This is a genomic window from Dyella sp. RRB7, assembly GCF_022761115.1.
In the GTDB taxonomy this organism is placed as follows: domain Bacteria; phylum Pseudomonadota; class Gammaproteobacteria; order Xanthomonadales; family Rhodanobacteraceae; genus Dyella.
Window position 1 is genome coordinate 12,123 of the sequence record NZ_JAKWJS010000010.1, and the last position, 24,552, is coordinate 36,674.

The 24,552-nt window shown below is 65.9% G+C and carries 19 protein-coding genes; 11 read left to right on the plus strand and 8 right to left on the minus strand.

Annotated features, from left to right (window positions below; all coding sequences use genetic code 11):
• Window positions 1-75 precede the first annotated feature (75 nt).
• Window positions 76-1,524: an exodeoxyribonuclease I gene (gene sbcB / locus MJ606_RS17560; RefSeq protein ID WP_243050854.1), complete on the plus strand. Its 1,449-nt coding sequence runs from the start codon at window positions 76-78 to the stop codon at window positions 1,522-1,524.
• A 7-nt stretch (window positions 1,525-1,531) separates the two neighbouring features.
• A complete protein-coding gene (locus MJ606_RS17565) occupies window positions 1,532-2,218 on the plus strand; it encodes a DUF2461 domain-containing protein (RefSeq protein WP_243050855.1) in 687 nt (228 codons plus the stop codon).
• Window positions 2,219-2,265: 47 nt separating this feature from the next.
• On the opposite strand, the gene MJ606_RS17570 is transcribed toward MJ606_RS17565, so the two are convergent.
• Window positions 2,266-3,177 (minus strand): LysR family transcriptional regulator, encoded by a 912-nt coding sequence (locus MJ606_RS17570; protein WP_243050856.1) that lies wholly within the window; start codon window positions 3,175-3,177, stop codon window positions 2,266-2,268.
• 199 nt (window positions 3,178-3,376) lie between these two features.
• On the minus strand, window positions 3,377-5,968 hold the full coding sequence (locus MJ606_RS17575; RefSeq protein WP_243050857.1) for a bifunctional aconitate hydratase 2/2-methylisocitrate dehydratase: 2,592 nt from the start codon (window positions 5,966-5,968) through the stop codon (window positions 3,377-3,379).
• A gap of 384 nt (window positions 5,969-6,352) precedes the next feature.
• Between MJ606_RS17575 and acnA the strand changes: the two genes are divergently transcribed.
• On the plus strand, window positions 6,353-9,103 hold the full coding sequence (gene acnA / locus MJ606_RS17580; protein WP_243050858.1) for an aconitate hydratase AcnA: 2,751 nt from the start codon (window positions 6,353-6,355) through the stop codon (window positions 9,101-9,103).
• Window positions 9,104-9,221: 118 nt separating this feature from the next.
• On the opposite strand, the gene MJ606_RS17585 is transcribed toward acnA, so the two are convergent.
• Complete coding sequence (locus tag MJ606_RS17585) at window positions 9,222-9,659, minus strand: hypothetical protein (protein WP_243050929.1); 438 nt, start codon at window positions 9,657-9,659, stop codon at window positions 9,222-9,224.
• Between the two features lie 137 nt (window positions 9,660-9,796).
• On the opposite strand from MJ606_RS17585, the gene MJ606_RS17590 reads away from it, so the two are divergent.
• A complete protein-coding gene (locus tag MJ606_RS17590) occupies window positions 9,797-11,485 on the plus strand; it encodes a long-chain-fatty-acid--CoA ligase (protein WP_243050859.1) in 1,689 nt (562 codons plus the stop codon).
• Window positions 11,486-11,558: 73 nt separating this feature from the next.
• Here the strand turns inward: MJ606_RS17590 and MJ606_RS17595 are convergent, their stop codons facing one another.
• The gene (locus MJ606_RS17595) at window positions 11,559-11,930 is read right to left on the minus strand and encodes a PilZ domain-containing protein (protein ID WP_243050860.1); all 372 of its coding nucleotides are present in this window, start codon (window positions 11,928-11,930) and stop codon (window positions 11,559-11,561) included.
• A 98-nt stretch (window positions 11,931-12,028) separates the two neighbouring features.
• Window positions 12,029-13,204 carry a DNA polymerase IV gene (locus tag MJ606_RS17600; protein WP_243050861.1) on the minus strand — a complete coding sequence of 392 codons (1,176 nt, stop codon included), beginning with the start codon at window positions 13,202-13,204 and terminating at the stop codon, window positions 12,029-12,031.
• Window positions 13,205-13,676: 472 nt separating this feature from the next.
• On the opposite strand from MJ606_RS17600, the gene MJ606_RS17605 reads away from it, so the two are divergent.
• Genes MJ606_RS17605 through arsC form a run of 4 tightly spaced genes read left to right on the plus strand, consistent with a single transcriptional unit; the run spans window position 13,677 to window position 17,312 of the window.
• Window positions 13,677-14,585: a ScpA family protein gene (locus MJ606_RS17605; RefSeq protein ID WP_243050862.1), complete on the plus strand. Its 909-nt coding sequence runs from the start codon at window positions 13,677-13,679 to the stop codon at window positions 14,583-14,585.
• Window positions 14,586-14,635: 50 nt separating this feature from the next.
• Window positions 14,636-15,460: an SMC-Scp complex subunit ScpB gene (scpB, locus tag MJ606_RS17610; RefSeq protein ID WP_243050863.1), complete on the plus strand. Its 825-nt coding sequence runs from the start codon at window positions 14,636-14,638 to the stop codon at window positions 15,458-15,460.
• Window positions 15,457-16,950 carry a pseudouridine synthase gene (locus tag MJ606_RS17615; RefSeq protein WP_243050864.1) on the plus strand — a complete coding sequence of 498 codons (1,494 nt, stop codon included), beginning with the start codon at window positions 15,457-15,459 and terminating at the stop codon, window positions 16,948-16,950. The genes scpB and MJ606_RS17615 overlap by 4 nt, the downstream gene beginning before the upstream one ends.
• Window positions 16,951-16,964: 14 nt before the next feature.
• Window positions 16,965-17,312 (plus strand): arsenate reductase (glutaredoxin), encoded by a 348-nt coding sequence (gene arsC, locus MJ606_RS17620; RefSeq protein WP_243050865.1) that lies wholly within the window; start codon window positions 16,965-16,967, stop codon window positions 17,310-17,312.
• A gap of 64 nt (window positions 17,313-17,376) precedes the next feature.
• Here the strand turns inward: arsC and MJ606_RS17625 are convergent, their stop codons facing one another.
• Window positions 17,377-19,275, minus strand: a complete 1,899-nt coding sequence (locus MJ606_RS17625) for a sigma-54-dependent Fis family transcriptional regulator (protein WP_243050866.1) — start codon at window positions 19,273-19,275, stop codon at window positions 17,377-17,379.
• 255 nt (window positions 19,276-19,530) lie between these two features.
• Here MJ606_RS17625 and adh point away from each other — a divergent pair, with 255 nt between their 5' ends.
• The 3 genes from adh (at window position 19,531) to MJ606_RS17640 (ending at window position 22,584) form a co-directional block, all read left to right on the plus strand.
• Complete coding sequence (adh, locus tag MJ606_RS17630; protein WP_243050867.1) at window positions 19,531-21,060, plus strand: aldehyde dehydrogenase; 1,530 nt, start codon at window positions 19,531-19,533, stop codon at window positions 21,058-21,060.
• Between the two features lie 109 nt (window positions 21,061-21,169).
• A complete protein-coding gene (adhP, locus tag MJ606_RS17635) occupies window positions 21,170-22,198 on the plus strand; it encodes an alcohol dehydrogenase AdhP (RefSeq protein WP_243050868.1) in 1,029 nt (342 codons plus the stop codon).
• A complete protein-coding gene (locus MJ606_RS17640) occupies window positions 22,198-22,584 on the plus strand; it encodes a DUF779 domain-containing protein (RefSeq protein WP_243050869.1) in 387 nt (128 codons plus the stop codon). Before adhP ends, MJ606_RS17640 begins: the two co-directional genes overlap by 1 nt.
• Before the next feature lie 15 nt (window positions 22,585-22,599).
• Here MJ606_RS17640 and MJ606_RS17645 read toward each other — a convergent pair whose 3' ends face one another.
• Window positions 22,600-23,403: an amidohydrolase gene (locus tag MJ606_RS17645; RefSeq protein WP_243050870.1), complete on the minus strand. Its 804-nt coding sequence runs from the start codon at window positions 23,401-23,403 to the stop codon at window positions 22,600-22,602.
• The gene (locus tag MJ606_RS17650; protein ID WP_243050871.1) at window positions 23,391-24,536 is read right to left on the minus strand and encodes a pyridoxal phosphate-dependent aminotransferase; all 1,146 of its coding nucleotides are present in this window, start codon (window positions 24,534-24,536) and stop codon (window positions 23,391-23,393) included. The genes MJ606_RS17645 and MJ606_RS17650 overlap by 13 nt, the downstream gene beginning before the upstream one ends.
• Between the last annotated feature and the right edge of the window lie 16 nt (window positions 24,537-24,552).

Genomic DNA, 24,552 nt, shown 5'->3' on the forward strand with positions numbered 1-24,552 from the left:
AGCAGCTTGCGCGCTTACGGGCCGGATCGTGTCCGGGCGGGTGAAGCATGCGCGATGGCATGCGATGATCCGGGAATGCAGACCTTCTTCTGGCACGACTACGAGACCTTCGGTGCCGATCCGTGGCGCGACCGGCCGGTGCAGTTCGCAGGCATCCGCACCAATCTGGAACTGGAGATCGTCGGCGAGCCGATCATGTTTTTCGGCAAGCCGCCGCATGAGATGCCGCCGCACCCCGAGGCCTGCCTGATCACCGGCATCACGCCACAGCAGGCCGAGCGCGAGGGCGTGATCGAGGCGGACTTCGCCGCGCGCGTGCACGAGCAACTGGCCCAGCCCGGTACCTGCGGCGTGGGCTACAACTCGCTGCGCTTCGATGACGAGGTGAGCCGCCAGCTGTTCTACCGCAATTTCTACGAGCCTTATGGGCGCGAGTGGGAGAACGGCAACTCGCGCTGGGACCTCATCGACCTCGTGCGCATGTGCCAGGCCCTGCGCCCCGAAGGCATCGAATGGCCGCTGCGCGAGGACGGCACGCCCAGCTTCAAGCTCGAACACCTAGCCAAGGCCAACCACCTGCAGCAGGAACGCGCCCATGACGCCCTCTCGGACGTCCATGCGCTGATCGACCTGGCGCGGCTCCTGCGCGTGCGGCAGCCGCGACTGTGGGACTGGTACCTGGGCCTGCGCCGCAAGCAGCGCGTGTTCGAACTGCTCGATGTGGCCGCCATGACGCCAGTGGTGCACGTGTCATCGCGTTATCCGTCCAGCCGGCACTGCCTGGCCGTGGTCGCGCCGCTGGCGGCGCATCCGAGCCGGCCGGCCGAGATCATCGTCTATGACCTGGCCAGCGATCCCTCCGAATGGCTGGCGCTGGACGAGGAAGCCATCGCGGACCGCATATTCACCGCGCGCGCGGACCTGCCCGAAGGCGTCTCGCGCATTCCCCTGCGCACCGTGCGCGCCAACCGTGCGCCTGCCCTGGCACCGCTTTCCGTGCTCAAGGGCGTGGACCTGGCGCGCCTGCAGATCGACCTGGAGCGCGTGCAGGCACATCGCGACATGCTGGCCAGCGCCGAAGGCCTCACCGAAAAGCTGCGCCGGGTGTTCCAGCGCGCCGCCGAACTGCCGCCCGCGAAGGACCCGGAACTGGCGCTCTACGGCGGCTTCCTGCCCGATGCTGACAAGCGCCTGCTGGCCCAGGTGCGGGCCACGCCGCCCGACCAGCTGGGACAGCACGCGTTCCCGTTCCGCGATCCGCGCTATCCGGAACTGCTGTTCCGCTACCGCGCGCGCAACTGGCCCGAGACACTCGATGCCGAGGAACAGGCGCGCTGGCACGCGTTCTGCCGCGAGCGCCTGTTCAAGCACACGCCGCTGACCAACCTGACCCTGGACGAATACTTCCAGCGCATCGCCGAGTTGCGCAGCGACCCGGCCCAGCACGGCAAACTTGCCATCCTCGACCAGCTGCAGCTCTGGGGCGAACAACTGGCTGCCGAGTTCACTCCTCTATCCGCCTGACGCCGACATGCCGACCGCCTACTTCACACCCGCCACCTTCCGCTTCCTGCGCTCGCTGGCCCGCAACAACAGCCGCGAATGGTTCCAGTCGCACAAGGACGATTACGAGCGCCATGTACGCGAACCGTTCCTGGCGCTGATCACCGACCTGCAGGCGCCGCTGGCCAAGATCAGCCCGCACTACCGGGCCGATCCGCGCAAGAACGGCGGCTCGCTGTTCCGCATCTACCGCGACACGCGCTTCTCCAACGACAAGCAGCCATACAAGCCGTGGCAGGGCGCGCGGTTCTTTCACGAGCGCCGGCATGAGATTCCGGCGCCTTCGTTCTATGTGCATATCCAGCCGGGCGATTGCTTTGCCGGCGGCGGCATGTGGCATCCGGAGAAAGATGCGCTCAAGCACATCCGCGATTTTCTGGCGGACAATCCCGAGGCATGGAAGCGCGCCACGCGCAGCAAGGCGTTCCGCGAGCACTTCACGTTCTGGGGCGAGACGCTGAGCCGCCCGCCGCGCGGGTTCGATCCCACGCATGAACTGATCGACGACATCAAGCGCAAGGATTTCGCCTGTGGCGAAGGCTTCGACGAGAAGCTGGCCTGCTCTACCGAGCTGCTGCCCTGGCTCACGGACACGTACAAGCGCGTGGCGCCGATGATCGATTACCTGTGCGCGGCGCAGGAGCTGGATTTCTAGGCACGCCGTCAACGCCAGGGCCGTTCCCCTTGCGGGAGCGTGGCCCGCTAGCCGGCTTCGTCAAGCAAGCGCAGGCCTGGCCGCTGTTTCGCCAGCTTGCGCAGCAGCGTCGCGAACGCCTGCAGGTCGCTGCGCCACGGCGAGGCTTCGCGCCAGTACAGCGCGATCTCGCGTCCCGGCGCCTGCCCCTTGAACTTGGACAGCACGATGTCGGGCATCGAGGCGAGCCGGTCATGGGCCAGCGCCGGCACCAGTGCGTAGCCGCCGCGCAGCCCCACCAGCGCGGCGAGGCTTTCCAGGCTCACGTCTTGCACATGGCCGCCACCGAGCACGTCGTCGGCGTGGCTTTCGGTCATCAGCGTGGCATCGCATGCCTCGAGCTGTTCAAGCGCCACGCTGCGCTTGCCGGCGAGCGCGTGATCCGCACGCAACATCACTTCCCACGGCTCGAAGAACAACGGCCGCATGGCGACGCCGCTGACCGGCGCCACGCGCGGCGCCAGCACGGCGTCCAGCTCGCCTTCGTTCAACCGGCGCAACAGGCCGCGCGGCTTGCCTTCGGAGAGGCTCAGCCGTGTGCCGGGAAAATGCTGGGGAAACGGCTCGATCAGATGCGGCAGCAGGTACGGCCCCAACGAGGCCGGCACGCCCAGCCGCAATTCGCCGCCAAACGCGACCTCGCCCGCACGCGCCACCTGCTGCAGATGCTCGGCCGCGGCCAGCACGGCATCGATCTGTTGCAGCAAGCGTTGCCCGCCCGCCGTCGGCACCACGCGACGGCCGCCGCGCTCGAACAACGGCGCGCCCAGTGCCTGCTCCACCTTCTGCACCTGGTGCGAGAGCCCGGAGGGACTGATGTGCATCGCCCGCGCCGCGCTGTTGAAGCTGCCGTGGCGGCTCACCGCCTGCACCAGCATGAGGTCGCGCAGCGAAACTACCGAGAGGTGGGTGGAGATCATGCGCTGGGGATGGGCCCTGGCCGGTGACGTGGCGACAGCATAAACGAGGGCGCGCCTGTCCGCCGTCCTTCACGTCATTCCTGCGCAAGCGGGAATGACGAAGGCGTGCGGATACCGTCGAACGGATAAAGGAACTTGCCCAAAAAGAAGGGCGGCTTGCGCCGCCCTTCCCTTGCTATCACCGGATGATCTGCCTGGCTCAGGCAGTAACCGTATCGGCTACTTCCTGGTAATCGGCGATCTGGTCGAAGTTCATGTACTTGTAGATCTTCTCGCCGTTGGCGTTGATCACGCCGATGTCCGCCATGTACTCCTGCTTGGTCGGGATGCGACCCAGGCGCGAGCAGATCGCGGCCAGCTCGGCCGAACCCAGGTACACGTTGGAGTTCTTGCCCAGGCGGTTGGGGAAGTTGCGGGTGGAGGTGGAGAACACCGTGGCGCCCTCGCGCACCTGTGCCTGGTTGCCCATGCACAGCGAGCAACCCGGCATTTCCATGCGGGCGCCGGCGGTGCCGAGCACGCCGTAGTGGCCTTCCTCGGTCAGCTGCTGCTGGTCCATCTTGGTCGGCGGTGCCACCCACAGCTTGGTCGGGATGTCGCGCTTGCCTTCCAGCAACTTGGAGGCGGCACGGAAGTGGCCGATGTTGGTCATGCACGAACCGATGAACACTTCATCGATCTTGGCGCCGGCCACGTCGGACAGGGTCTTCACGTCGTCCGGGTCGTTCGGGCAGGCCACGATGGGCTCGTGCACGTCGGCCAGGTCGATCTCGATGACGGCCGCGTATTCCGCGTCGGCATCGCGCTGCAGCAGCTGCGGGTTGGCCAGCCATGCTTCCATCGCCTTGATGCGGCGCTGCAGGCTGCGCGGGTCCTTGTAGCCCTGGGCGATCATGACCTTCAGCAGCGTGATGTTGCTGTGGATGTATTCGATGATCGGCGCCTTGTCCAGGTGCACCGTGCAGCCGGCCGCGGAACGTTCGGCCGAGGCGTCGGACAGCTCGAACGCCTGCTCCACCTTGAGGTTCGGCAGGCCTTCGATCTCCAGGATGCGACCGGAGAAGATGTTCTTCTTGCCCTGCTTGGCGACGGTGAGCAGGCCGCTCTTGATCGCGTACAGCGGGATCGCGTTGACCAGGTCACGCAGGGTGACGCCCGGCTGCAGCTCGCCCTTGAAGCGCACCAGTACGGATTCGGGCATGTCCAGCGGCATCACGCCGGTAGCGGCGGCGAACGCCACCAGGCCGGAGCCGGCCGGGAACGAGATGCCGATCGGGAAGCGCGTGTGGCTGTCGCCGCCGGTGCCGACGGTGTCGGGCAGCAGCATGCGGTTGAGCCAGGAGTGGATCACGCCGTCGCCCGGACGCAGCGAGATGCCGCCACGGGTGCTGATGAATTCCGGCAGCGTGTGGTGGGTCTTCACGTCCACCGGTTTCGGATAGGCGGCGGTGTGGCAGAACGACTGCATCACCAGGTCGGCCGAGAAACCCAGGCAGGCCAGGTCCTTCAGCTCGTCGCGGGTCATCGGGCCGGTGGTGTCCTGCGAACCCACCGAGGTCATCTTCGGCTCGCAATAGGTGCCCGGGCGCACGCCCTGGCCTTCGGGCAGGCCGCAGGCGCGGCCGACCATCTTCTGCGCCAGGGTGAAGCCCTTGCCGGTATCGGCCGGCTGCTGCGGCAGGCGGAACAGGGTCGACACCGGCAGGCCCAGCGCCTCGCGCGCCTTGGCGGTGAGGCCACGCCCCACGATCAGCGGAATGCGGCCACCGGCGCGCACTTCGTCGAACAGCACGTCGGACTTCACCTGGAATTCGGCGATCACCTCGCCGTTCTTCAGCGCCTTGCCCTCATAGGGACGCAGCTCGACCACGTCGCCCATCTCCATCTTGGAGACATCGAGTTCGATCGGCAGCGCGCCGGCGTCTTCCATGGTGTTGTAGAAGATCGGGGCGATCTTGCTGCCCAGGCACACGCCGCCGAAGCGCTTGTTCGGGATGAACGGGATGTCCTCGCCGGTGAACCACAGCACCGAGTTGGTGGCGGACTTGCGGCTGGAACCGGTGCCGACCACGTCGCCCACGTAGGCAATCAGGTGGCCCTTGGCCTTGAGCGATTCGATGAAGGCGATCGGGCCGCGCTTGCCGTCTTCTTCCGGCTCGAACGGCGCGCCGTCGCGCTTGTTCTTCAGCATGGCCAGCGCGTGCAGCGGGATGTCCGGGCGGGTGGTGGCATCCGGGGCCGGCGACAGGTCGTCGGTGTTGGTCTCGCCCGGCACCTTGAACACGGTGACGGTGAGGCTCTCGGGCACTTCCGGACGGCTGGTGAACCATTCGGCGTCGGCCCAGCTCTGCAGCACCGACTTGGCGTTGGCATTGCCCTGGTCCGCCTTCTCCTTCACGTCGTGGAAGGCGTCGAACATCAGCAGGGTCTTCTTCAGCGCCTCGGCGGCGATGGTGCCGACCTGCGCGTCGTCCAGCAGTTCGATCAGCGGATGGATGTTGTAGCCGCCCAGCATGGTGCCGAGCAGCTCGGTGGCCTTCGCGCGGGAGATCAGCGTGCATTGCTCGGTGCCGAACGCCACCGCCGCCAGATACGACGCCTTGACCTTGGCCGCATCGTCCACGCCGGCCGGCACGCGATGGCTGATCAGCTCGACCAGGAAGGCTTCCTCGCCAGCCGGCGGGTTCTTCAGCAGCTCGATCACGTCGGCGGTCTGCTGGGCCGACAGCGGCAGCGGCGGGATACCCAGCGCGGCGCGCTCGGCAACATGTTGGCGGTAGGCGTTAAGCATGTGATCTCGTCCGATGAACTACGTGGGAGGCAACGCTCGACAAGGCGCAAAACCTTGTCTCCATGCCACTTTGCAGCGGCATACAAGCCGCTTATTTTGCCAGCCGGGGGGCAACTGCCGCAATGCAAGGCAACGCTTCCGGCAGCGTTCGAAATCTTGCAATGACCGTATGGCGGAATAACCGAACGGGTAGCTTGCACGTCCCGGCTTTTGCCCCAAACTGATCGACAGTGCCGATGGAGAGGAACCATTCCTTGGAATGGCTTGAGCGCAGGACCGTCATGCCGATGCCCGTCTTTGCAATTCCTCTCACGTTTCGTGCCGTAGGATCCCCTAGCTGCGCCCCGCGCGTCCGCCAGACTCAAAGCAACAGGAGTTAGCCCCATGCTGGATTCATTCGCCACCCGCGACACCCTCACTGTCAACGGCAGCCAGTACCAGATCGCCAGCCTGACCAAGCTCGGTCAACGCTTCGACCTCAAGCGCCTGCCTTACTCGTTGAAGATCCTGCTGGAAAACCTGTTGCGCCATGAGGACGGGCTCAACGTCACCACCAAGGAAATCGAGGCGGTGGCCAACTGGAACGCCAAGGCCGAGCCGGACACCGAGATCTCCTTCATGCCGGCCCGCGTGGTACTGCAGGATTTCACCGGCGTGCCCTGCGTGGTCGACCTGGCCGCCATGCGCGACGCCGTGGTGAAGCTGGGCGGCAATGCCAACCAGATCAATCCCCTGGCGCCGGCCGAGCTGGTGATCGACCACTCCGTGCAGGTCGACGTCTACGGCTCGGAGTCGGCGCTGGAGCAGAACGTCGAGATCGAATTCCAGCGCAACCAGGAACGCTACTCGTTCCTGCGCTGGGGCCAGAAGGCCTTCAACAACTTCAAGGTGGTGCCGCCGCGCACCGGCATCGTGCACCAGGTGAACCTGGAGCACCTGGCCCGCGTGGTGTTCACCGCCGAACAGGACGGCCAGCAGTGGGCCTACCCGGACACCGTGTTCGGCACCGACTCGCACACCACCATGATCAACGGCGTGGGCGTGCTGGGCTGGGGCGTGGGCGGCATCGAGGCGGAAGCGGCCATGCTGGGCCAGCCCTCGTCGATGCTGATTCCGCAGGTGGTCGGCTTCAAGCTGAAGGGCAAGCTGTCCGAGGGCGTCACCGCCACCGACCTGGTGCTCACCGTGACCCAGATGCTGCGCAAGCTGGGCGTGGTGGGCAAGTTCGTGGAGTTCTTCGGCGACGGGCTCAAGCACCTGCCGCTGGCCGACCGCGCCACCATCGGCAACATGGCCCCGGAATACGGCGCCACCTGCGGCATCTTCCCGATCGACCAGGAAGCGCTGAACTACCTGCGCCTGTCCGGTCGCAGCGAAGCGCAGATCTCGCTGGTCGAGGCCTATGCCAAGGCCCAGGGCCTGTGGCATGACGAAAACACCCCGCATGCCGAGTTCACCACCACGCTGGAACTGGACCTGGCCGACGTGCGGCCCTCGCTGGCCGGCCCCAAGCGCCCGCAGGACCGCGTGCTGCTGGAAGGCGTGCAAAAGAGTTTCCATGACGCGGTCGGCCCGCTGACCGCCAACCGCCAGCCGCGGAACGGCGACACCGCCAGCTTCCAGAACGAAGGCGGCGCAACGGCCATCGGCAACCCGGCCAATGACATCACCGACGGCGGCGTGCGGGTGGAGAAGGACGGCGAGAGCTTCAAGCTCGGCGATGGCGCAGTGGTAATCGCCGCGATCACCTCCTGCACCAACACCTCCAACCCGGCGGTGATGCTGGGCGCCGGCCTGCTCGCCAAGAAGGCAGCAGCCAAGGGCCTCAAGGCGCAGCCGTGGGTGAAGACCTCGATCGGCCCGGGCTCGCTGGTGGTCACCGACTACCTGGAGAAGACCGGCCTGCTCAAGGAGCTGGAAAAGATCGGCTTCTATATCGTGGGCTACGGCTGCACCACCTGCATCGGCAACTCCGGTCCGCTGCCGCCCGAAATCAGCAAGGGCATCGCCGAGGGTGACCTGGCGGTGGCCTCGGTGCTGTCGGGCAACCGCAACTTCGAGGGCCGCGTGCATCCGGAAGTGAAGATGAACTATCTGGCCTCGCCGCCGCTGGTGGTCGCCTATGCACTGGCCGGCACGCTGGACATCGACCTGACCAAGGATGCCCTCGGCACCGGCAGCGACGGCAAGCCGGTGTATCTGAAGGACATCTGGCCGAGCAACAAGGAAATCTCCGACACCATCGCCGGCGCCATCAATCCGCAGATGTTCGAGAAGAACTACGCGGATGTGTTCAAGGGCGATACCCGCTGGAACAAGATCGCCTCGCCGGACGGCGACCTCTACCAGTGGGGCGATTCCACCTACATCAAGAATCCGCCCTACTTCGACGGCATGAGCAAGGAGCCGGGCAGCATCGAGGACATCCACGGCGCCCGCGTGCTGGGCCTGTTCGGCGACTCCATCACCACCGACCACATCTCGCCGGCCGGCTCGATCAAGAAGGACAGCCCGGCGGGCCGCTTCCTGATCAGCAAGGGCGTCGATCCGAAGGACTTCAACTCCTACGGCTCGCGTCGCGGCAACGACGACGTGATGGTGCGCGGCACCTTCGCCAACATCCGCATCAAGAACCTGATGCTCAACGGCGTCGAGGGCGGCTACACGCTGCACGTGCCTTCGGGCGAGCAACTGGCCATCTACGATGCGGCCGTGAAGTACAAGGCGGAGAAGACCCCGCTGGTGGTGCTGGCCGGCAAGGAATACGGCACCGGCTCGTCGCGCGACTGGGCCGCCAAGGGCACCCTGCTGCTGGGCGTGAAGGCGGTGATCGCCGAAAGTTTCGAGCGCATCCACCGCTCCAACCTGGTCGGCATGGGCGTGCTGCCCTGCCAGTTCGAGGATGGCCAGAACGCGCAGTCGCTGGGCCTCACCGGCAAGGAAACCTTCGACATCACCGGCCTGGACGGCGGCGAATCGAAGACCGCCAAGGTCACCGCCACCGCGGCGGACGGCAGCAAGAAGACCTTCAACGTCAAGGTGCTGCTGCTGACCCCGAAGGAACGCGAGTTCTTCCGCCATGGCGGCATCCTGCAGTACGTGCTGCGCCAGCTGGCCAGCAAGAAGGCAGCCTGAGCCCGATGGAAACGCCGCCATGGAGCGGCGTTTCCTTTTACCCGCTCGTCATCCCAGCCTGGCTCGTCGTCCCAGCTTTCGCTGGGATAACGGTGAGGGCATGAGTGGCTGTGGGGAGCTACAACTGCCGCGTCCAGCTCGCCGAATAGCAGCGCCATGCGCTCCCCTCCTTCCGCCATGCCGTCTCCACCTTGTACATCCCCATCTGCGCCGGTAGCAGTTTCCCGCCACTGGTGAGGGTGATGCTGAAGCTCGCGACGTAGCGCTCGCCATGCGGCTCGACGGTGATCGGTCCGGTCAGTGCGTGAAGGGTCTCGCCACGGAAATGCGCCACGCGCAACAGGTCCACCAGTTGCTGGCGATCGAGTTCGCCGCCATTGCCATCGAAGTCATCAGCGAGCGGATCGCCCAGCGCCGAGGCATCGGTTCGCTCCGCCGCCGTCGTGGCATGCTCGATGGCCCGCCGGATCAGCAACTCGTCCGGCGCCCGATGGCACCCGACCATGGTCGATATTGCGGCGCCGCAAAACAGCGCCCAGATCAGAGTTTTCGCCATCTCGCGCACGCTCGCATCTCGTTGCAGCGCGGCTTGCTGCTATACGCGAGCGTATGCTCCAATGCCGCGTCATCATCTTGCCCTACCCGTGGGATCACCACCAACGGGCCGTTACATACAGGAGCTTTGGATCCAACATGAGCAACGAGCGTCCGTGGCTGGCCCATTATCCGGAAGGCGTTCCGGCACAGATCGATAGCAACCAATACGCCTCCGTGGCCGCCGTCGTGGAAGAGGCTTTCGAGCGTTTCCGCCAGCGCCCCGCGTTCGCCAGTTTCGGCAAGAAGCTCAGCTACGGCCAGATCGACGAGATGAGCCGGCAGTTCGCCGGTTACCTCACCGGCGTGCTCAAGCTCGGCAAGGGCGATCGCATCGCGATCATGATGCCCAACGTGCTGCAGTACCCCATCGCCCTGTTCGGCGCGCTGCGCGCCGGCCTGGTGGTGGTCAATACCAACCCGATGTATACCGCGCGCGAACTCAAGCACCAGCTGGAGGACGCCGGCGCCAAGGCCATCGTGGTGCTCGACAATTTCGCCGCCACGCTGCAGCAGGTGGTGGAGGAGACCGCGGTCAAGCACATCATCACCACCGGCATCGGCGACCTGCTGGGCGCCAAGGGCGTGCTGATCAACTTCGCGCTCAAGCACGTCAAGAAGATGGTGCCGCCGTATCACCTGCCGCATGCCGTGCGCTTCAACGATGCGCTGGCCAAGGGCGCCAGCCACCCGCTGGTCAAGGTGCCGCTGGGCCACGACGATATCGCCTTCCTGCAATACACCGGTGGCACCACCGGCGTGGCCAAGGGCGCCATGCTCACCCACGGCAACATGGTGGCCAACATGATGCAGGCGGGCGCCTGGATCGGCACCAACGCCAAGCCGGGTGAAGAGGTCATCATCACCGCGCTGCCGCTGTACCACATCTTTTCGCTCACTGCGAACGGCCTGGTGTTCATGCGCCTGGGCGGCCTCAACTGGCTGATCACCAACCCGCGCGACATGCCCGGCTTCGTCAAGGAGCTCAAGCAGTCCCACTTCACCGCACTCACCGGCGTCAACACGCTGTTCAACGGCCTGCTCAACACGCCGGGCTTCGCCGAACTCGATTTCTCGCGCCTGCACCTGACCCTGGGCGGCGGCATGGCCGTGCAGCGCGCGGTCGCCGAGCGCTGGAAGAAGGTCACCGGCTGCACGCTGGTCGAGGCCTACGGCCTTACCGAAACCTCGCCGGCGGCCTGCATCAATCCGCTGGATCTCCCGGCCTACAACGGCTCCATCGGCTTGCCGATTCCTTCCACCGACGTGGCGATCTGGTCCGAAGATGGCCAGCCGCTGCCGCAAGGTGAAGTCGGCGAATTGATGGTGCGCGGCCCGCAGGTGATGAAGGGCTACTGGCAGCGCCCGGACGAAACCGCCAAGGTGCTTTCGGCCGATGGCTGGTTGCACACCGGCGATGTCGCGCGGATGGACGAAAAGGGCTATTTCTACATCGTCGACCGCAAGAAAGACATGATCCTGGTGTCCGGCTTCAATGTGTATCCGAACGAAGTCGAAGACGTGGTGATGCAGCACCCGGGCGTGGCCGAAGTGGCTGCCGTGGGCGTGCCCGACGAGCACTCGGGCGAGGTGGTCAAGCTGTTCGTGGTGCGCAAGGACCCGAACCTCACGGTGGAGGAACTCAAGAAGTTCTGCCACGACAATCTCACCGGCTACAAGCGTCCGAAGATCATCGAGTTCCGCGACTCGCTGCCCAAGAGCAACGTGGGCAAGATCCTGCGTCGCGAGCTGCGTGACGAGAAGACGGCCGCCGTCGCCCACAGCTGACGCTGCCGCTATGTACAAACAAAGCGCCCGCCGAAAGGCGGGCGTTTTCGTTGAGGAGCGCTGTCGCCAGCGCTCACTCGTCGTGCCACAGCTCCAGGATGTCGGCGTAGCCACCCAGCAGGTTCCACAGCGGCACCTGCTTGTCCTCGGGGATGCGCGTATAGGCAAAGCCCAGGTGACGATCCGAGACGCGGGCCACCTGGGCCTCCAGGTGGATGTGCAGGTCGTGGCCGAAGATCATGTCCAGGATCCAGCTTTGCCCCACCTCGCCCCGCCAGCCCAGCGGGCGACGCAACAAGACCCCGGTCGCGGAGATATCCACCAGCTCGGTGGGATGCGACTCGTCGCCACGGCTCATCAGCACCGTGGTCTCGATCCGCATGCGCGCCGGTCGCAACTGCTCCGGGTCGGAGCTGTTCCTGGTGTTGTCTTCCGCTCTGCTCATCCTGCCTGGTCTCCTCGCGCCACATTCTCCGTGGCGCTGATGGCTTCGTCCTGAAAGCACTACCGCATCACCTCGATGTGGAGTGCCTCCGCTCAACTTCAATCCTGGCTGCGCGTTCGCAAAACGCCCGCGCGCACCAAGCTTCCCGACCCGAAACGACTGTTGATCCGATCCTGCAACTGGTCGGTGATGCCCTCTGCTTGAGCACTCTCGAACAGTTCCTGCTGATGCCGCTCCGCGAAACCCGACAGACTGACGCCCAGCAAGCGCAAACGCGGCCTGGGCTGGGCTTGCCACCACGTGCGAAGCAAGCCTCGTGCCACCTCGTAAATCTCGCTGACCGATGCGCTGGGCACGCCCAATTGCGCCTGTCGCGTATGCGTGACAAACGGAGGCTCACGCAGCTTGACGGTCACCGTGCTCCCCTTGAGCCCGCGCTGGCGCGCACGTGCAGCGATACGCTCACCGTGGCGCAGCAGCCAGGATTCCGCCAACTCGTACTCCACCAGATCAACGTCGAACGTATGCTCGGCGCCGATCGATTGCTCGGCCTGTTCCGGCTCTACGCAGCGCTCGTCCTCGCCCCGGGCCAAGGCCTGTATGACGCCAACCTGACGCCCCAGCGCACTGGCCAGACGCGCCGTGTCACATGCTGCCAATTCGCCGATGGTGCGGATGCCCAGTCGGTGCAGGGCCTGCTCGGTAACCTTTCCCACCGTCCACAGGCGCCCCACCGGCAAGGGGGCCAGCTCCGCCGCCGCCCGCTCCGGAACGATGCGATGGAATCCATTGGGCTTGGAGATCTCGCTCGCCAGCTTGGCCAGCAGTTTGTTGGGCCCCATGCCCACTGAGGCCACCAGGCGGGTACGCTCGAAAATCGCGTTCTTCACCCGCCGACCAATCACCTCGATCGATCCCAGCAACCGAAGACTGGCACTGACGTCGAGGAAAGCCTCATCCAGCGATAGGCCCTCGACCAGGGGCGTCACTTCATGGAATACCTCGAACACCTGCGCCGATACTTCTTCGTAGCGGGCCATACGAGGCCACAGGTAGACCCCATCCGGGCATAGGCGCCGCGCCTGCGCCGTGGGCATGGCCGAACGCACGCCGAAGCGGCGTGCCTCATAACTGCAGGTGGATACGACCCCACGCGGGCCCAGCCCGGCGACGATCACCGGTACGCCACGCAGATCCGGCTGGTCGAGCTGCTCCACGGACGCGTAGAAGGCGTCCATGTCGACATGGATGATTGAGCGTTCGTCGGGTGGCATGAATCACTATTTTGCCGCGAGACGGATGAACACGTGCACTGGACTTGGCGGCGTCCAGCGGCTAATCTTGGCCATGCGTGGGTCCAAGGGTGCACGCACGATCGGCCAGGATCGACCGCTACGGCACCCATCCCGATGCACTCAGCCGACCGATTGAACAGTCAGTGACGCAGGCTGCGTCACCTTCGGACTTGCGTTTTTGCCGTGCCCGACAGGCACGCCAAGGTCGCTCAAGGGTCGCTCATGGCCAGCCTGATCGAAACGCCATACGCGCGATTTCATCATGCATGCCCATGACGGTGGCGCAAGGCGCACCGGCTAGGCATCGTGCAAGACAGTTTCAACCGGTTGCTAGCCCAAGGGCGCTATCCGGGCGGGGGCATTCCGTAATGCGAATGCCGGTGGGACAGAACGTTTCCTAACGTGTTGAATACTACGCAAGCCGTCGTGGACGGCCATACGACAGGTATTGATGAGCACTGAGCCAGTCGAGCCTCAGCCGGTCGCAGCACCGCAGGATGCGTTTGCCTCGGTACCGCAACAGCAGGAAATGCCGCTCGCCATCGTCCGTGGCGAGCCGATGCTGCAGATGCCGCAGGACCTGTACATCCCGCCGGACGCGCTGGAAGTCATCCTGGAGGCATTCGAGGGACCGCTGGACCTGTTGCTTTACCTGATCCGGCGGCAAAACCTGGACATTCTGGACATCCCTGTCGCCGAGATCACCCGGCAGTACATGGATTACATCGAGATGATGCGCGATGTGATGCGCCTTGAGCTGGCGGCCGAGTACCTGCTGATGGCCGCCATCCTCGGTGAGATCAAGTCGCGGCTGCTGCTGCCGCGACCGCCGGCCGAGGAGGGCGTGGAGGAAGACCCCCGCGCCGAACTGGTCCGGCGGCTGCAGGAATACGAGCGCTTCAAGCGAGCCGCGGAGGACATCGACACCCTGCCCCGGATGGAACGCGACTTCGCGCCGGCCCATGCCGACGTGGGCGAACGCAACGTGGTCAAGTTGCCGCCGCCGCTGGAGCTGAAAGAGCTGCTGCTGGCGCTCAAGGACGTGATGCACCGCGCCGAGCTGTTCGGGCACCACGCCATCAAGCGCGAGGCGCTCAGCGTGCGCCAGCGCATGGGCGAGCTGCTGAGCAAGCTGGGCGACACCAGCTTCCACCGCTTCGAGACGCTGTTCGATGTCACCGAGGGGCGCCTGGGCGTGGTCGTAACCTTCCTGGCCATGCTGGAGCTGGCCAAGGAAATGCTGGTGGAAATCGTGCAGGAAGAACCGCTTGCCGCGATCTATGTAAGGGCCAGGACGGGCCACGCCGAGGAACCCGTCGAAGAGCCTAGCGCCGATGAACCGGCCGCCGCCGCCGAATAAGCGGCAACGCGCCGTCGGCATCCACTTCCAACCTCATCCGAATTGAGGCCATGCAGATCGAACAACTCAAACCCATCATCGAGGCGGCATTGCTGGCATCCACCCAGCCGATGACCATCCCTCAACTGCTGGAACTGTTCGGCGAAGAGGACGAGGTCGGCCGCGAACAGGTGGCCAAGGCGCTGGAAGCGCTGGCCGAGGACTGCGGCACCGGTCGCGGCGTGGAACTGCAAGAGGTGGCCTCCGGCTTCCGCTACCAGGTGCGGCAGGACGTACATCCCTGGCTCTCCCGGCTGTGGACCGAGAAACCCAGCCGCTACTCGCGCGCCCTGCTGGAAACGCTGGCCCTGATCGCCTACCGCCAGCCGATCACCCGCCCCGAGATCGAGCAGATCCGCGGCGTGGTGGTGTCCTCCAACATCATCAAGACGATGGAGGAGCGCGAATGGATCCGCGTGGTGGGTTATCGCGACGTGCCCGGCAGGCCCGCCCTGTTCGGCACCACCCGCGCCTTCCTCGACTACTTCAACCTCAAGTCGCTGGACGAACTGCCGCCGCTGTCCGAAATCCGCGACATGGAAGACCCGCAGATGCGTATCGACCAGGAACCGCTGCCCGCCCGCGTGGTGCGCGACCTGCCGATCGATCCGGACGAAGCGAACGAAACCCTGGTGGTGGCCGGTGAAGACACCGAGGCCGTCACCGACGCACCGATCGACGAACCACCGCTGGCGATGGAAGTCGCCGGCACCCCATCCGAACCCGGCGCGGCATCCCACGCCGAGGCACCGATAAACACTGCCGACGAGGCAGCGAACCGCGCGGACGCCGATGACGGCGACGCCACGCAAGACACCAAGGAGTACCGCGCATGACTGCGCCGCAGAAATCCGTTTTGACCCTCAAGCGCACCCCGCGCGACGAAACCACCCCCGCCATCGAAGAGCGCCTGCACAAGGTGCTGGCCAATGCAGGCCTCGGCTCTCGCCGCATGCTGGAGCAGCGCATCCAGGCCGGCGAAGTCGAATTGAACGGCGCCCCCGCCGGCATCGGCGCCAGCGTGCATGCGGGTGACCGCGTGGTGCTCGATGGCAAGCAGTTCATCGTGGCCACCGACAACCGCGACGAAACCGAAGTGCTGGTCTACCACAAGCCCGAAGGCGTGGTGACCACCCGCGAAGATCCCGAAGGCCGCCCCACCGTGTTCGAACAGCTGCCGCGCCTGAAGGGTGCGCGCTGGGTCGCCGTGGGCCGCCTGGACATCAACACCACCGGCCTGCTGCTGCTCACCACCGACGGCGAGCTGGCCAACGCGCTGATGCACCCCAAGAGCGGCCTGGAGCGCGAGTACCTGTGCCGCGTGCACGGCGAAGTGCCCGACGAGATCATCGAAAAGCTCAAGGCCGGCGTGGAGCTGGAAGACGGCCCGGCCCGCTTCGACGAGATCGGCGTGATCAGCCGTGGCGGCAGCCATAGCTGGTTCCGCGTGGTGATCCGCGAAGGCCGCAACCGCGAAGTGCGCCGCCTGTGGGACTCGCAGGGCTTCCTGGTCAGCCGCCTCAAGCGCATCCGCTACGGCAGCATCGAGCTGCCGCGCGCCCTGCGTCGCGGCGATTGCGAAGCGCTGGGCGAAGAGGCAGTGAAGGATCTGCGCAAGACCACCGGCCTCGGCGCCCCGCAGCCGGTGCTCACGCTGAGCCCGGTGCTGCACCAGCGCCGCGCCGCGCGCAACGTCACCGAGTATCGCCCCGAACGCGGTGTCACCGGCGGCTGGAGCAGCGCGCATCAGGACGAGGCCCGCGAGTTGCGCGCCTATGACCGCATCCGCGAAGAACCGGTACGCGGCAAGCAGCGCCGCCGCCCGGGCGGCAAGGAAGTGAACGGCAACGTCGCGCGCCCCGAGCGCTCGGGCAACGCCATGCCGCGCAAGAACAAGCGTGGCGTGGCCCCGGGCCAGGAGCTGCCGTCGGTACGCACCTGGTTCGCTGGCGAAACCCGCGAGGGCGGCGCCCGTGGCGGCGCAGCCGGCGCAGGCAATCGTCGCGGCCCGGGCGCCGGCAAGCCGTTCGGGGCACGCTCCGCGGAAGGCGGCGCCAAGCCGTTCGGCAATCGCGGCGGCGAAGGTCGCAGCGGCAACGCCTATGGCGGCTTCGGCGGCGGCAACGTTGGCGGTGGTCGTGCCGGCGGCGCCGGCGGCAACCGTGGCGGCAAGCCTGGCGGGCGTCCCGGCCAGGGCCAGGGACAAGGCCAGGGTGGTCGCCCGCAAGGTCGTGGCGGCAACCGTCCGCAGGGCCATGGTGGCGGCACCGGTGGCGGCCGTCCGCAGGGCGGCGGCCGTGGTGGTAACCGGCACGGCAATCGCTGAGCCGGTATCCGTCGATGACGGTACGCATCTACCACAACCACCGCTGCTCGAAATCGCGCGCCACCCTGGCGTTACTGGAAGCGCGCGGCGAAGCGTGCGAGGTGGTCAATTACCTCGAAACGCCACCCAGCATCGACGAGCTGACCGGGCTGCTGGACCTGCTCGGCATGACGCCGCGTGAATTGATGCGCAAGGGCGAGCCGGAATACGGCGAGCTGGGATTGGACGATCCCGCGCTCGACGACACCGCCTTGATCGCGGCGATGGCCAGCCATCCCCGCCTGATCGAGCGGCCCATCGTGGTCGCCAACGGCAAGGCTGCGATCGGGCGTCCACCGGAAGCGGTGCTGTCGATTCTCTAGCATCGCCATGGCCAAGGCTGGGTGAGCCCATCCTTGGCCAGGCAGAATCAGCAAGCGGGCTGATTCAAACGCCCGCTGTTTTTCCCGCACCCTGCAATGGCAACCGTCGATACAGGGTGCTGCGGTTGACGCCCAGTAGCCGCGCAGCGCGACTCACGTTACCTCCGCAGGCCTGCAGCGCCTCGCGCATCGCGTGGTCCGTGATGGCCTGCAGATCGTTGATCGCGCCCTGTCCCTCGGATGCCCGCGGCGCGGAAGCAGGCGTCGCCGGCACATAGGCCGGCAACGATGGCATGCCGATCACCGCGCCCTCATCGTGCAACGCCACCAGGGTACGCAGGCACGCCGACAACTGACGCAGGTTGCCCGGCCACGCATAGTCGGCGAGTGCGGCAAGCGCTTCGGTGGTCAGATGACGTCCCTGCCCCAGCCGCGCCCACAATTCGCGCACCAGCTGTTCGCGATCGCGATGTTCGCGCACGGCGGGTATCTGCACGGCGTGATGGGCGATGCGGTAGTAAAGGTCGGCGCGAAAACGCCCCGCGCCGATCGCCTCGTTCAAGTCGCGATGGGTGGCGCAGACCAGCGCGAAATCCAGCTTGATCGGCTTGCCGCCGCCCAGTGGTGACAATTCACGCTCCTGCAAGACGCGCAGTAGCCGCGGCTGCAACGCCAACGGCATGTCGCCGATCTCGTCCAGGAACAACACCCCACCATCGGCCTGCCGCAGCAAACCGGTATTGCCGTTGCGGCGCGCGCCGGTAAAGGCGCCGTCCTCGTAGCCGAACAGTTCGGCCTCGATCAGCCCTTCCGGCAGCGCGGCGCAGTTGATCGCCACGAACGGCTTGCCGGCACGCGCACTGCGACGATGCAGTTCGCGCGCGAAAACCTCCTTGCCGCAACCGGTTTCGCCTTGCACCAGCACCGGCAGGTCGGCATCGAGCACGCGCCGTGCGCGCTCCAGCTCGGTTTCCAGCGCGCGGTCGAACAACACCGCCTCGCCGACGCGAGGGTGCCGCGCACTGCTGGAAACGGTGATCGGTTGCCGCGATGCCAACGGCCGCGGTCGCGCATCACCAGCATCGACGCGTCCGTGCAGCGGATGGCCATGCCGGTCGAGCAGCACGCCATCGCGGCGCAACGCGCTCAAGGGTTCATCGAACAAGGCGTCGTATGACACGCGCCCGATCTCGCTGCGATCCAGTCCAAGCAAGGTCAGCCCGACCTGGTTGGCCGCGACCAGCTTGCCGCTGCGAAATGCCAGCAGGCCCTCGCGCGCCGTGCCCAGCAAGGTCGGATCGAGATGCACGCGCAGCAATTCGCAGCCGTCGATGCCGGCGTCGAAATAGCGATGCTCGATGTGCGTCACCGCCAGGCGAACCAGGCCCAGCGCGTGGATATGCGGCACGTTGGCATCACCGGAAATATCCAGCACGCCGACCAGCTGGCCATAGGGATCGAAGATCGGCGACGACGCGCAGCTGAGAATGCCGTGCGGCGCGAAATAGTGCTCGCCGCCGCGCACTTCCACCGAGGCGCCTTCGACGATGGCGGTACCGATGGCATTGGTGCCCAGATGGGCTTCGCTCCAGCAGGCGCCCGGCATCAATGCCACGCGGCCAGCCTTGTCCAGGAACGCAGGGTTGCCCTCGGCGTCGAGGATCCAACCCTTTTCGTCGGTGAGGATGACGATGCTGCCCGTCGCCGCGACGTCGCCCGACAGCAATTCCAGCTCGGCCCGCGCCAACCGCCACAAGGTTTCATGTCGTTCGCGCATTTCGCGCAGGCGCGCTCCCGGCACCGGCTCGACCAGGGGCTTGCTCTGCGCCTGCAGCCCCTGCCGCTGGCAACGGCGCCATGAACGCAGGATGGTTTCCGGCACGGATCCCGCCGGCTCGCCGCCGACTTCGAAAAAGGTGCGACGCGCCTGGCCGAGGCGACGCTGCGATTGCATGAAAGTCATGACGATGCCACCTCACCTATGTGTCGCAATTTGCAACAGCTGCCGGGAATGCTGTTCCGATAAACAACACAGTTGTGTGAACAACGCAATCGTCGCCGCTGCTGCAATGCGAAAGATTTGAACGCGCTATTGCATCCATGGACGTGGACAGCGTTGCCGCAGCGCGGCATCGATGACTTGGCACTGCAATTGCGTACACCAGGACACCGTCAGCGATGCCTGACTACGTCGTGATGCAAGCCAAGGAGATATTCGATGAATGCCGTTGTTGCCACCAAGCCTTACGCCACCGATCCGCAGTCCATCTTCAAGCAGCGCTACGCCAACTTCATCGGAGGCCAATGGGTGGCGCCCAAGAGCGGCCAGTATTTCGCCAACGTCACGCCGATCACCGGCAAGGTGTTCACCGAAGTGGCGCGCTCCAACACCGACGACATCGATGCCGCGCTGGACGCCGCCCACGCGGCGAAAGACGCCTGGGGCAAGACCTCCGCCACGGAGCGGGCCAACCTGCTCAATCGCATCGCCGACCGCATCGAGCAGAATCTCGAACGGCTCGCCTATGCCGAAACCTGGGACAACGGCAAGCCGATCCGCGAAACCTTGAATGCCGACATCCCGCTGGCAGCCGACCATTTCCGCTATTTCGCCGGCGCCATTCGCGCCCAGGAAGGCGGCCTCAGCGAGATCGATCACGACACCGTCGCCTACCACTTCCATGAACCGCTGGGCGTGGTGGGGCAAATCATTCCCTGGAATTTCCCGTTGCTGATGGCGGCGTGGAAGCTGGCCCCCGCGCTGGCCGCCGGCAATTGCGTGGTGCTCAAGCCCGCCGAACAAACGCCCGCCAGCATCCTGGTACTGATGGAAGTGATCGGCGACCTGTTGCCGCCGGGTGTGCTCAACGTCGTCAACGGCTTCGGCCTGGAGGCCGGCAAGCCGCTCGCCTCCAGCCCCCGCATCGCCAAGATCGCCTTCACCGGCGAAACCACCACCGGCCGGCTGATCATGCAGTACGCCAGCCAGAACCTGATCCCCGTGACGCTGGAACTGGGCGGCAAGTCGCCGAACATTTTCTTCGCCGACGTGATGGCCGAGGACGACGATTTCCTCGACAAGGCGGTGGAAGGTTTCGTGATGTTCGCCTTCAACCAGGGCGAGGTCTGCACCTGCCCGTCGCGCGCATTGGTGCAGGAGTCGATCTACGACAAGTTCATGCAGCGCGTGCTGGAACGCGTCGCCGCGATCAAGCAGGGCAATCCGCTCGATCCCAACACCATGGTCGGCGCGCAGGCTTCCGGCGAGCAGTTGGAGAAGATCCTCTCCTACATCGACATCGGCAAGCAGGAAGGCGCCCAGGTGCTGAGCGGCGGCGCGCGCAACGAACTACCGGGCGAGCTGGCCGGCGGCTATTACGTGAAGCCGACGGTGTTCAAGGGCCACAACCGCATGCGCATCTTCCAGGAGGAAATCTTCGGCCCGGTGGTCTCGGTGACGACGTTCAGGGACGAGGCCGAAGCCCTGCAGATCGCCAACGACACGCTGTACGGCCTCGGCGCGGGCGTGTGGAGCCGCGACGCCGGCCGCCTCTACCGCATGGGCCGTGCGATCCAGGCCGGGCGTGTGTGGACCAATTGCTATCACGCCTATCCGGCGCACGCCGCGTTCGGCGGCTACAAGCAATCGGGTATCGGCCGCGAGAACCACAAGATGATGCTCAATCATTATCAGCAGACCAAGAATCTGCTGGTCAGCTACTCGCCCAAGGCGCTGGGCTTCTTCTGATCCCATACCTGCAGCCATGGGCTGAAGCATATTCACTCCCTCTCCGCCGGTGCGTGGCCAAAACCACGCACCGGCGGCAACCATGGAAGACACGCAGCAAGGAGATGTCATGAACAAGACGATGAAAGCCGCCGTGGTGCGGGCATTCGGCAAGCCGCTGGTGATCGAGGAGGTGCAGGTGCCGCGTCCGGCTGCCGGCGACATCCTGGTCAAGATCGAGGCGTGCGGCGTCTGCCACACCGATCTGCACGCCGCCGAAGGCGACTGGCCGGTCAAGCCCAATCCGCCGTTCATTCCCGGCCACGAAGGCGTCGGCCATGTGGTCGCGGTCGGCGCCGGCGTCAGCCACGTCAAGGAAGGCGACCGGGTGGGCATTCCCTGGCTGTATTCGGCCTGTGGCCACTGCGAGCACTGCCTGGGCGGCTGGGAAACGCTGTGCGAGGCGCAGCAGAACAGCGGCTATTCGGTTAACGGCGGCTTCGCCGAATACGCGCTGGCCAATGCCGACTATGTCGGACATCTTCCGAATGGCATCGGCTTCGTCGAGATCGCGCCCCTGTTGTGCGCCGGCGTCACCGTCTACAAGGGGCTGAAGGTCACCGACACCAAGCCCGGCGACTGGGTGGTGATCTCGGGCATCGGCGGGCTCGGCCATATGGCGGTGCAATACGCCAAGGCCATGGGCCGCAATGTCGCCGCCGTGGACATCGACGACGACAAGCTGGCATTGGCGCGGCGGCTTGGCGCCACCGTGACGGTCAACGCGCGCGATACGGACCCGGCGGCTTACCTGAAGCGCGAGATCGGCGGCGCCCACGGCGCGCTGGTCACCGCGGTATCGCCCAAGGCCTTCGAACAGGCGCTGGGCATGGTTCGTCGAGGCGGCACGGTGTCCCTCAATGGCTTGCCGCCGGGGCAATTCCCGCTCGACATCTTCGGCATGGTGCTCAACGGGGTGACGGTGCGCGGATCGATCGTCGGCACCCGCCTGGACCTGCAGGAAGCGCTGGACTTCGCCGCACAGGGCAAGGTCGCCGCCACCGTCAGCGCGGACAAGCTGGAGAACATCAACGACGTCTTCGCGCGCATGCACGCCGGCAAGATCGAGGGGCGCGTGGTGCTGGACATGGCGCTTTGATGACCCAGGCACCGCCCGTGCCGCCGCAGGTGCTGGCCACGCCGGCCGCGCTGCGGCTGATCGCCGAACTGCGCAACCGGCACGGGCCGGTTCTGTTCCATCAATCCGGCGGTTGCTGCGATGGTTCCTCGCCGATGTGCTTTGCGGTCGCCGACTTCATCGTCGGCGACCGGGACGTGCACCTGGGCGATATCGGCGGCGCGGCGTTCTACATCAGCGCGCCGCAATTCGCTTATTGGAAGCACACGCAGCTGATCATCGACGTGGTGCCCGGCCGGGGCGGCATGTTCTCGCTGGAGAATGGCGGCGGCCAGCGTTTCCTGCTGCGCTCGCGCCTGTTCGACGACGAGGAATTCACCCTGCTGCAACAGGCCGGCAAGGTGTAATGCCTGGCCTGGCGATCAATCCCTTTCGAGCTGGAAGCGGTCCGCATCCATCCAGGCCGGGAAACGCTCGCGGTGCGCAAGCAGCGGCGCGGGATCGATGGTCACCGTCACCACCTGCTCCTGCTGCCCCAGCTCGACCAACGGCTCACCGACCGGATCGAGCACGGCGCTGTCGCCCGCGTAAGGCAGGTCGTTGCCGTCCACGCCCACGCGGTTGAGTCCCACCACGTAGCTCAGGTTCTCGATGGCGCGGGCGCGCAACAGCGTGCGCCACGGCTGCCGGCGCGGTGCCGGCCAGTTCGCCACGAAGATGGCCAGGTCGTAGTCCATGCCGCCCGCCGCCTCTTCGCGCCGACCATTGCGCAACCACACCGGGAAACGCAGGTCGTAGCAAACCTGCGGCAGGATGCGCCAGCCTTTCAGTTCCACGATCACGCGTTCATTGCCGCCGCCGTAGCGCGTGTGCTCGCCCGCCATGCGGAACAGGTGGCGCTTGTCGTACTGCGCATAGCTGCCGTCCGGGCGCGCCCAGATGAGACGGTTGTAGACCGTGTCGCCTTCGCGAATGGCCAGGCTGCCGCACAGCACCGCGTCCACTTCGCCTGCCAGCGCGCGCATCCAGGCCACGCCTTCGCCATCCATCGTCTCGGCGCTGGCACGGGTGTCGTTGCTGAAGCCGGACAGGAAGGTTTCCGGCAGCACCACCAGATCGGTCTGGCCGGCCACGCGGCGCACCAGCTCGCCGTAATAGGCGCGATTGGCGGGCGCGTCGTGCCAGCGCGTGGCGCCCTGGATCAGGCTTACCCTTAGAGCTTGCATAGACGTTCCGCGGCGGCTTCCATGGTGGCATCGCTCTTGGCGAAGCACAGACGCAGCAGGTGCGTGCCCGGCGCCTGGTCGTAGAACGGTGTCAGCGGGATCGCCGCCACGCCAGCTTCCTTCACCAGCCATTCGCTGAAGGCCACGTCGTCCTTGTCGCTGACGGCCGAATAGTCGACCAGTTGGAAGTAGCCACCGGGAACATCGAGCAGCTTGAAGCGCGAAGGCTGGATCAGCTCGCGGAAACGGTCGCGCTTGGCCTGGTAGAACGCCGGCAGTTCCAGGTAATGCTCCGGCGTGCTCGCCATGAACTCGGCGAACGCCACCTGGGCCGGATGGAAGGTGCAAAAGGTGAGGTACTGGTGCACCTTGCGGAACTCGGCCGAAAGCGCCTTGGGCGCCACCGCATAGCCCAGCTTCCAGCCCGTGCAGTGATAGGTCTTGCCGAACGAGGACACCACGATGCTGCGCTCGGCCAGTTCCGCATGGCGCAACACGCTCTGGTGCTGCGCACCGTCATACACGATGTGCTCGTACACCTCGTCGGACAGCACCACGATTTCGGTGTCGCGCACGATCGCGGCCAGCGCGTCCAGGTCGGCGGCGGACAACACCGCGCCCGTGGGGTTATGCGGGCTGTTGATAAGGATCATGCGCGTCTTCGGCGTAACGGCATCACGCACGCGCTGCCAGTCGACCGCGAACGTCGGCGCCACCAGCGGAATATGCACCGCGCGCGCGCCCTGCAGGTCGATGGCCGGCTCGTAGCTGTCGTAGGCCGGATCGAACACGATCACCTCGTCGCCCGCGCGCACCACCGCGGCGATGGCGGCGAACAACGCCTCGGTGGCACCGGAAGTGACGGTGACCTCGCTATCGGCGCTGATGCGGTGGCCATACATGCGCTCGGTCTTCAGCGCGATCTGCTCGCGCAGGCTCGGCAGGCCGATGCCCGGCGCGTACTGGTTGCGGCCTTCGCCCATCGCGCGGGTGATCGCGTCGCGCAGGGGCTGCGGCGGCTCAAAATCCGGAAAGCCCTGGCCAAGATTGACGGCCTTGTATTCCAGCGCCAGCTGACTCATGACGCTGAAGATGGTGGTACCGACTTTGGGAAGCTTGGTTTCGATCTGCATGGTCCGGATGTCTGGA

Excerpts from the sequence above, each read along its gene's own strand:
- sbcB (WP_243050854.1), top strand. The coding sequence starts at position 76 with ATGCAGACCTTCTTCTGGCACGACTACGAGACCTTCGGTGCCGATCCG.
- MJ606_RS17565 (WP_243050855.1), top strand. The coding sequence starts at position 1,532 with ATGCCGACCGCCTACTTCACACCCGCCACCTTCCGCTTCCTGCGCTCG.
- MJ606_RS17570 (WP_243050856.1), bottom strand. The coding sequence starts at position 3,177 with ATGATCTCCACCCACCTCTCGGTAGTTTCGCTGCGCGACCTCATGCTG.
- MJ606_RS17575 (WP_243050857.1), bottom strand. The coding sequence starts at position 5,968 with ATGCTTAACGCCTACCGCCAACATGTTGCCGAGCGCGCCGCGCTGGGT.
- acnA (WP_243050858.1), top strand. The coding sequence starts at position 6,353 with ATGCTGGATTCATTCGCCACCCGCGACACCCTCACTGTCAACGGCAGC.
- MJ606_RS17585 (WP_243050929.1), bottom strand. The coding sequence starts at position 9,659 with ATGGCGAAAACTCTGATCTGGGCGCTGTTTTGCGGCGCCGCAATATCG.
- MJ606_RS17590 (WP_243050859.1), top strand. The coding sequence starts at position 9,797 with ATGAGCAACGAGCGTCCGTGGCTGGCCCATTATCCGGAAGGCGTTCCG.
- MJ606_RS17595 (WP_243050860.1), bottom strand. The coding sequence starts at position 11,930 with ATGAGCAGAGCGGAAGACAACACCAGGAACAGCTCCGACCCGGAGCAG.
- MJ606_RS17600 (WP_243050861.1), bottom strand. The coding sequence starts at position 13,204 with ATGCCACCCGACGAACGCTCAATCATCCATGTCGACATGGACGCCTTC.
- MJ606_RS17605 (WP_243050862.1), top strand. The coding sequence starts at position 13,677 with ATGAGCACTGAGCCAGTCGAGCCTCAGCCGGTCGCAGCACCGCAGGAT.
- scpB (WP_243050863.1), top strand. The coding sequence starts at position 14,636 with ATGCAGATCGAACAACTCAAACCCATCATCGAGGCGGCATTGCTGGCA.
- MJ606_RS17615 (WP_243050864.1), top strand. The coding sequence starts at position 15,457 with ATGACTGCGCCGCAGAAATCCGTTTTGACCCTCAAGCGCACCCCGCGC.
- arsC (WP_243050865.1), top strand. The coding sequence starts at position 16,965 with ATGACGGTACGCATCTACCACAACCACCGCTGCTCGAAATCGCGCGCC.
- MJ606_RS17625 (WP_243050866.1), bottom strand. The coding sequence starts at position 19,275 with ATGACTTTCATGCAATCGCAGCGTCGCCTCGGCCAGGCGCGTCGCACC.
- adh (WP_243050867.1), top strand. The coding sequence starts at position 19,531 with ATGAATGCCGTTGTTGCCACCAAGCCTTACGCCACCGATCCGCAGTCC.
- adhP (WP_243050868.1), top strand. The coding sequence starts at position 21,170 with ATGAACAAGACGATGAAAGCCGCCGTGGTGCGGGCATTCGGCAAGCCG.
- MJ606_RS17640 (WP_243050869.1), top strand. The coding sequence starts at position 22,198 with ATGACCCAGGCACCGCCCGTGCCGCCGCAGGTGCTGGCCACGCCGGCC.
- MJ606_RS17645 (WP_243050870.1), bottom strand. The coding sequence starts at position 23,403 with ATGCAAGCTCTAAGGGTAAGCCTGATCCAGGGCGCCACGCGCTGGCAC.
- MJ606_RS17650 (WP_243050871.1), bottom strand. The coding sequence starts at position 24,536 with ATGCAGATCGAAACCAAGCTTCCCAAAGTCGGTACCACCATCTTCAGC.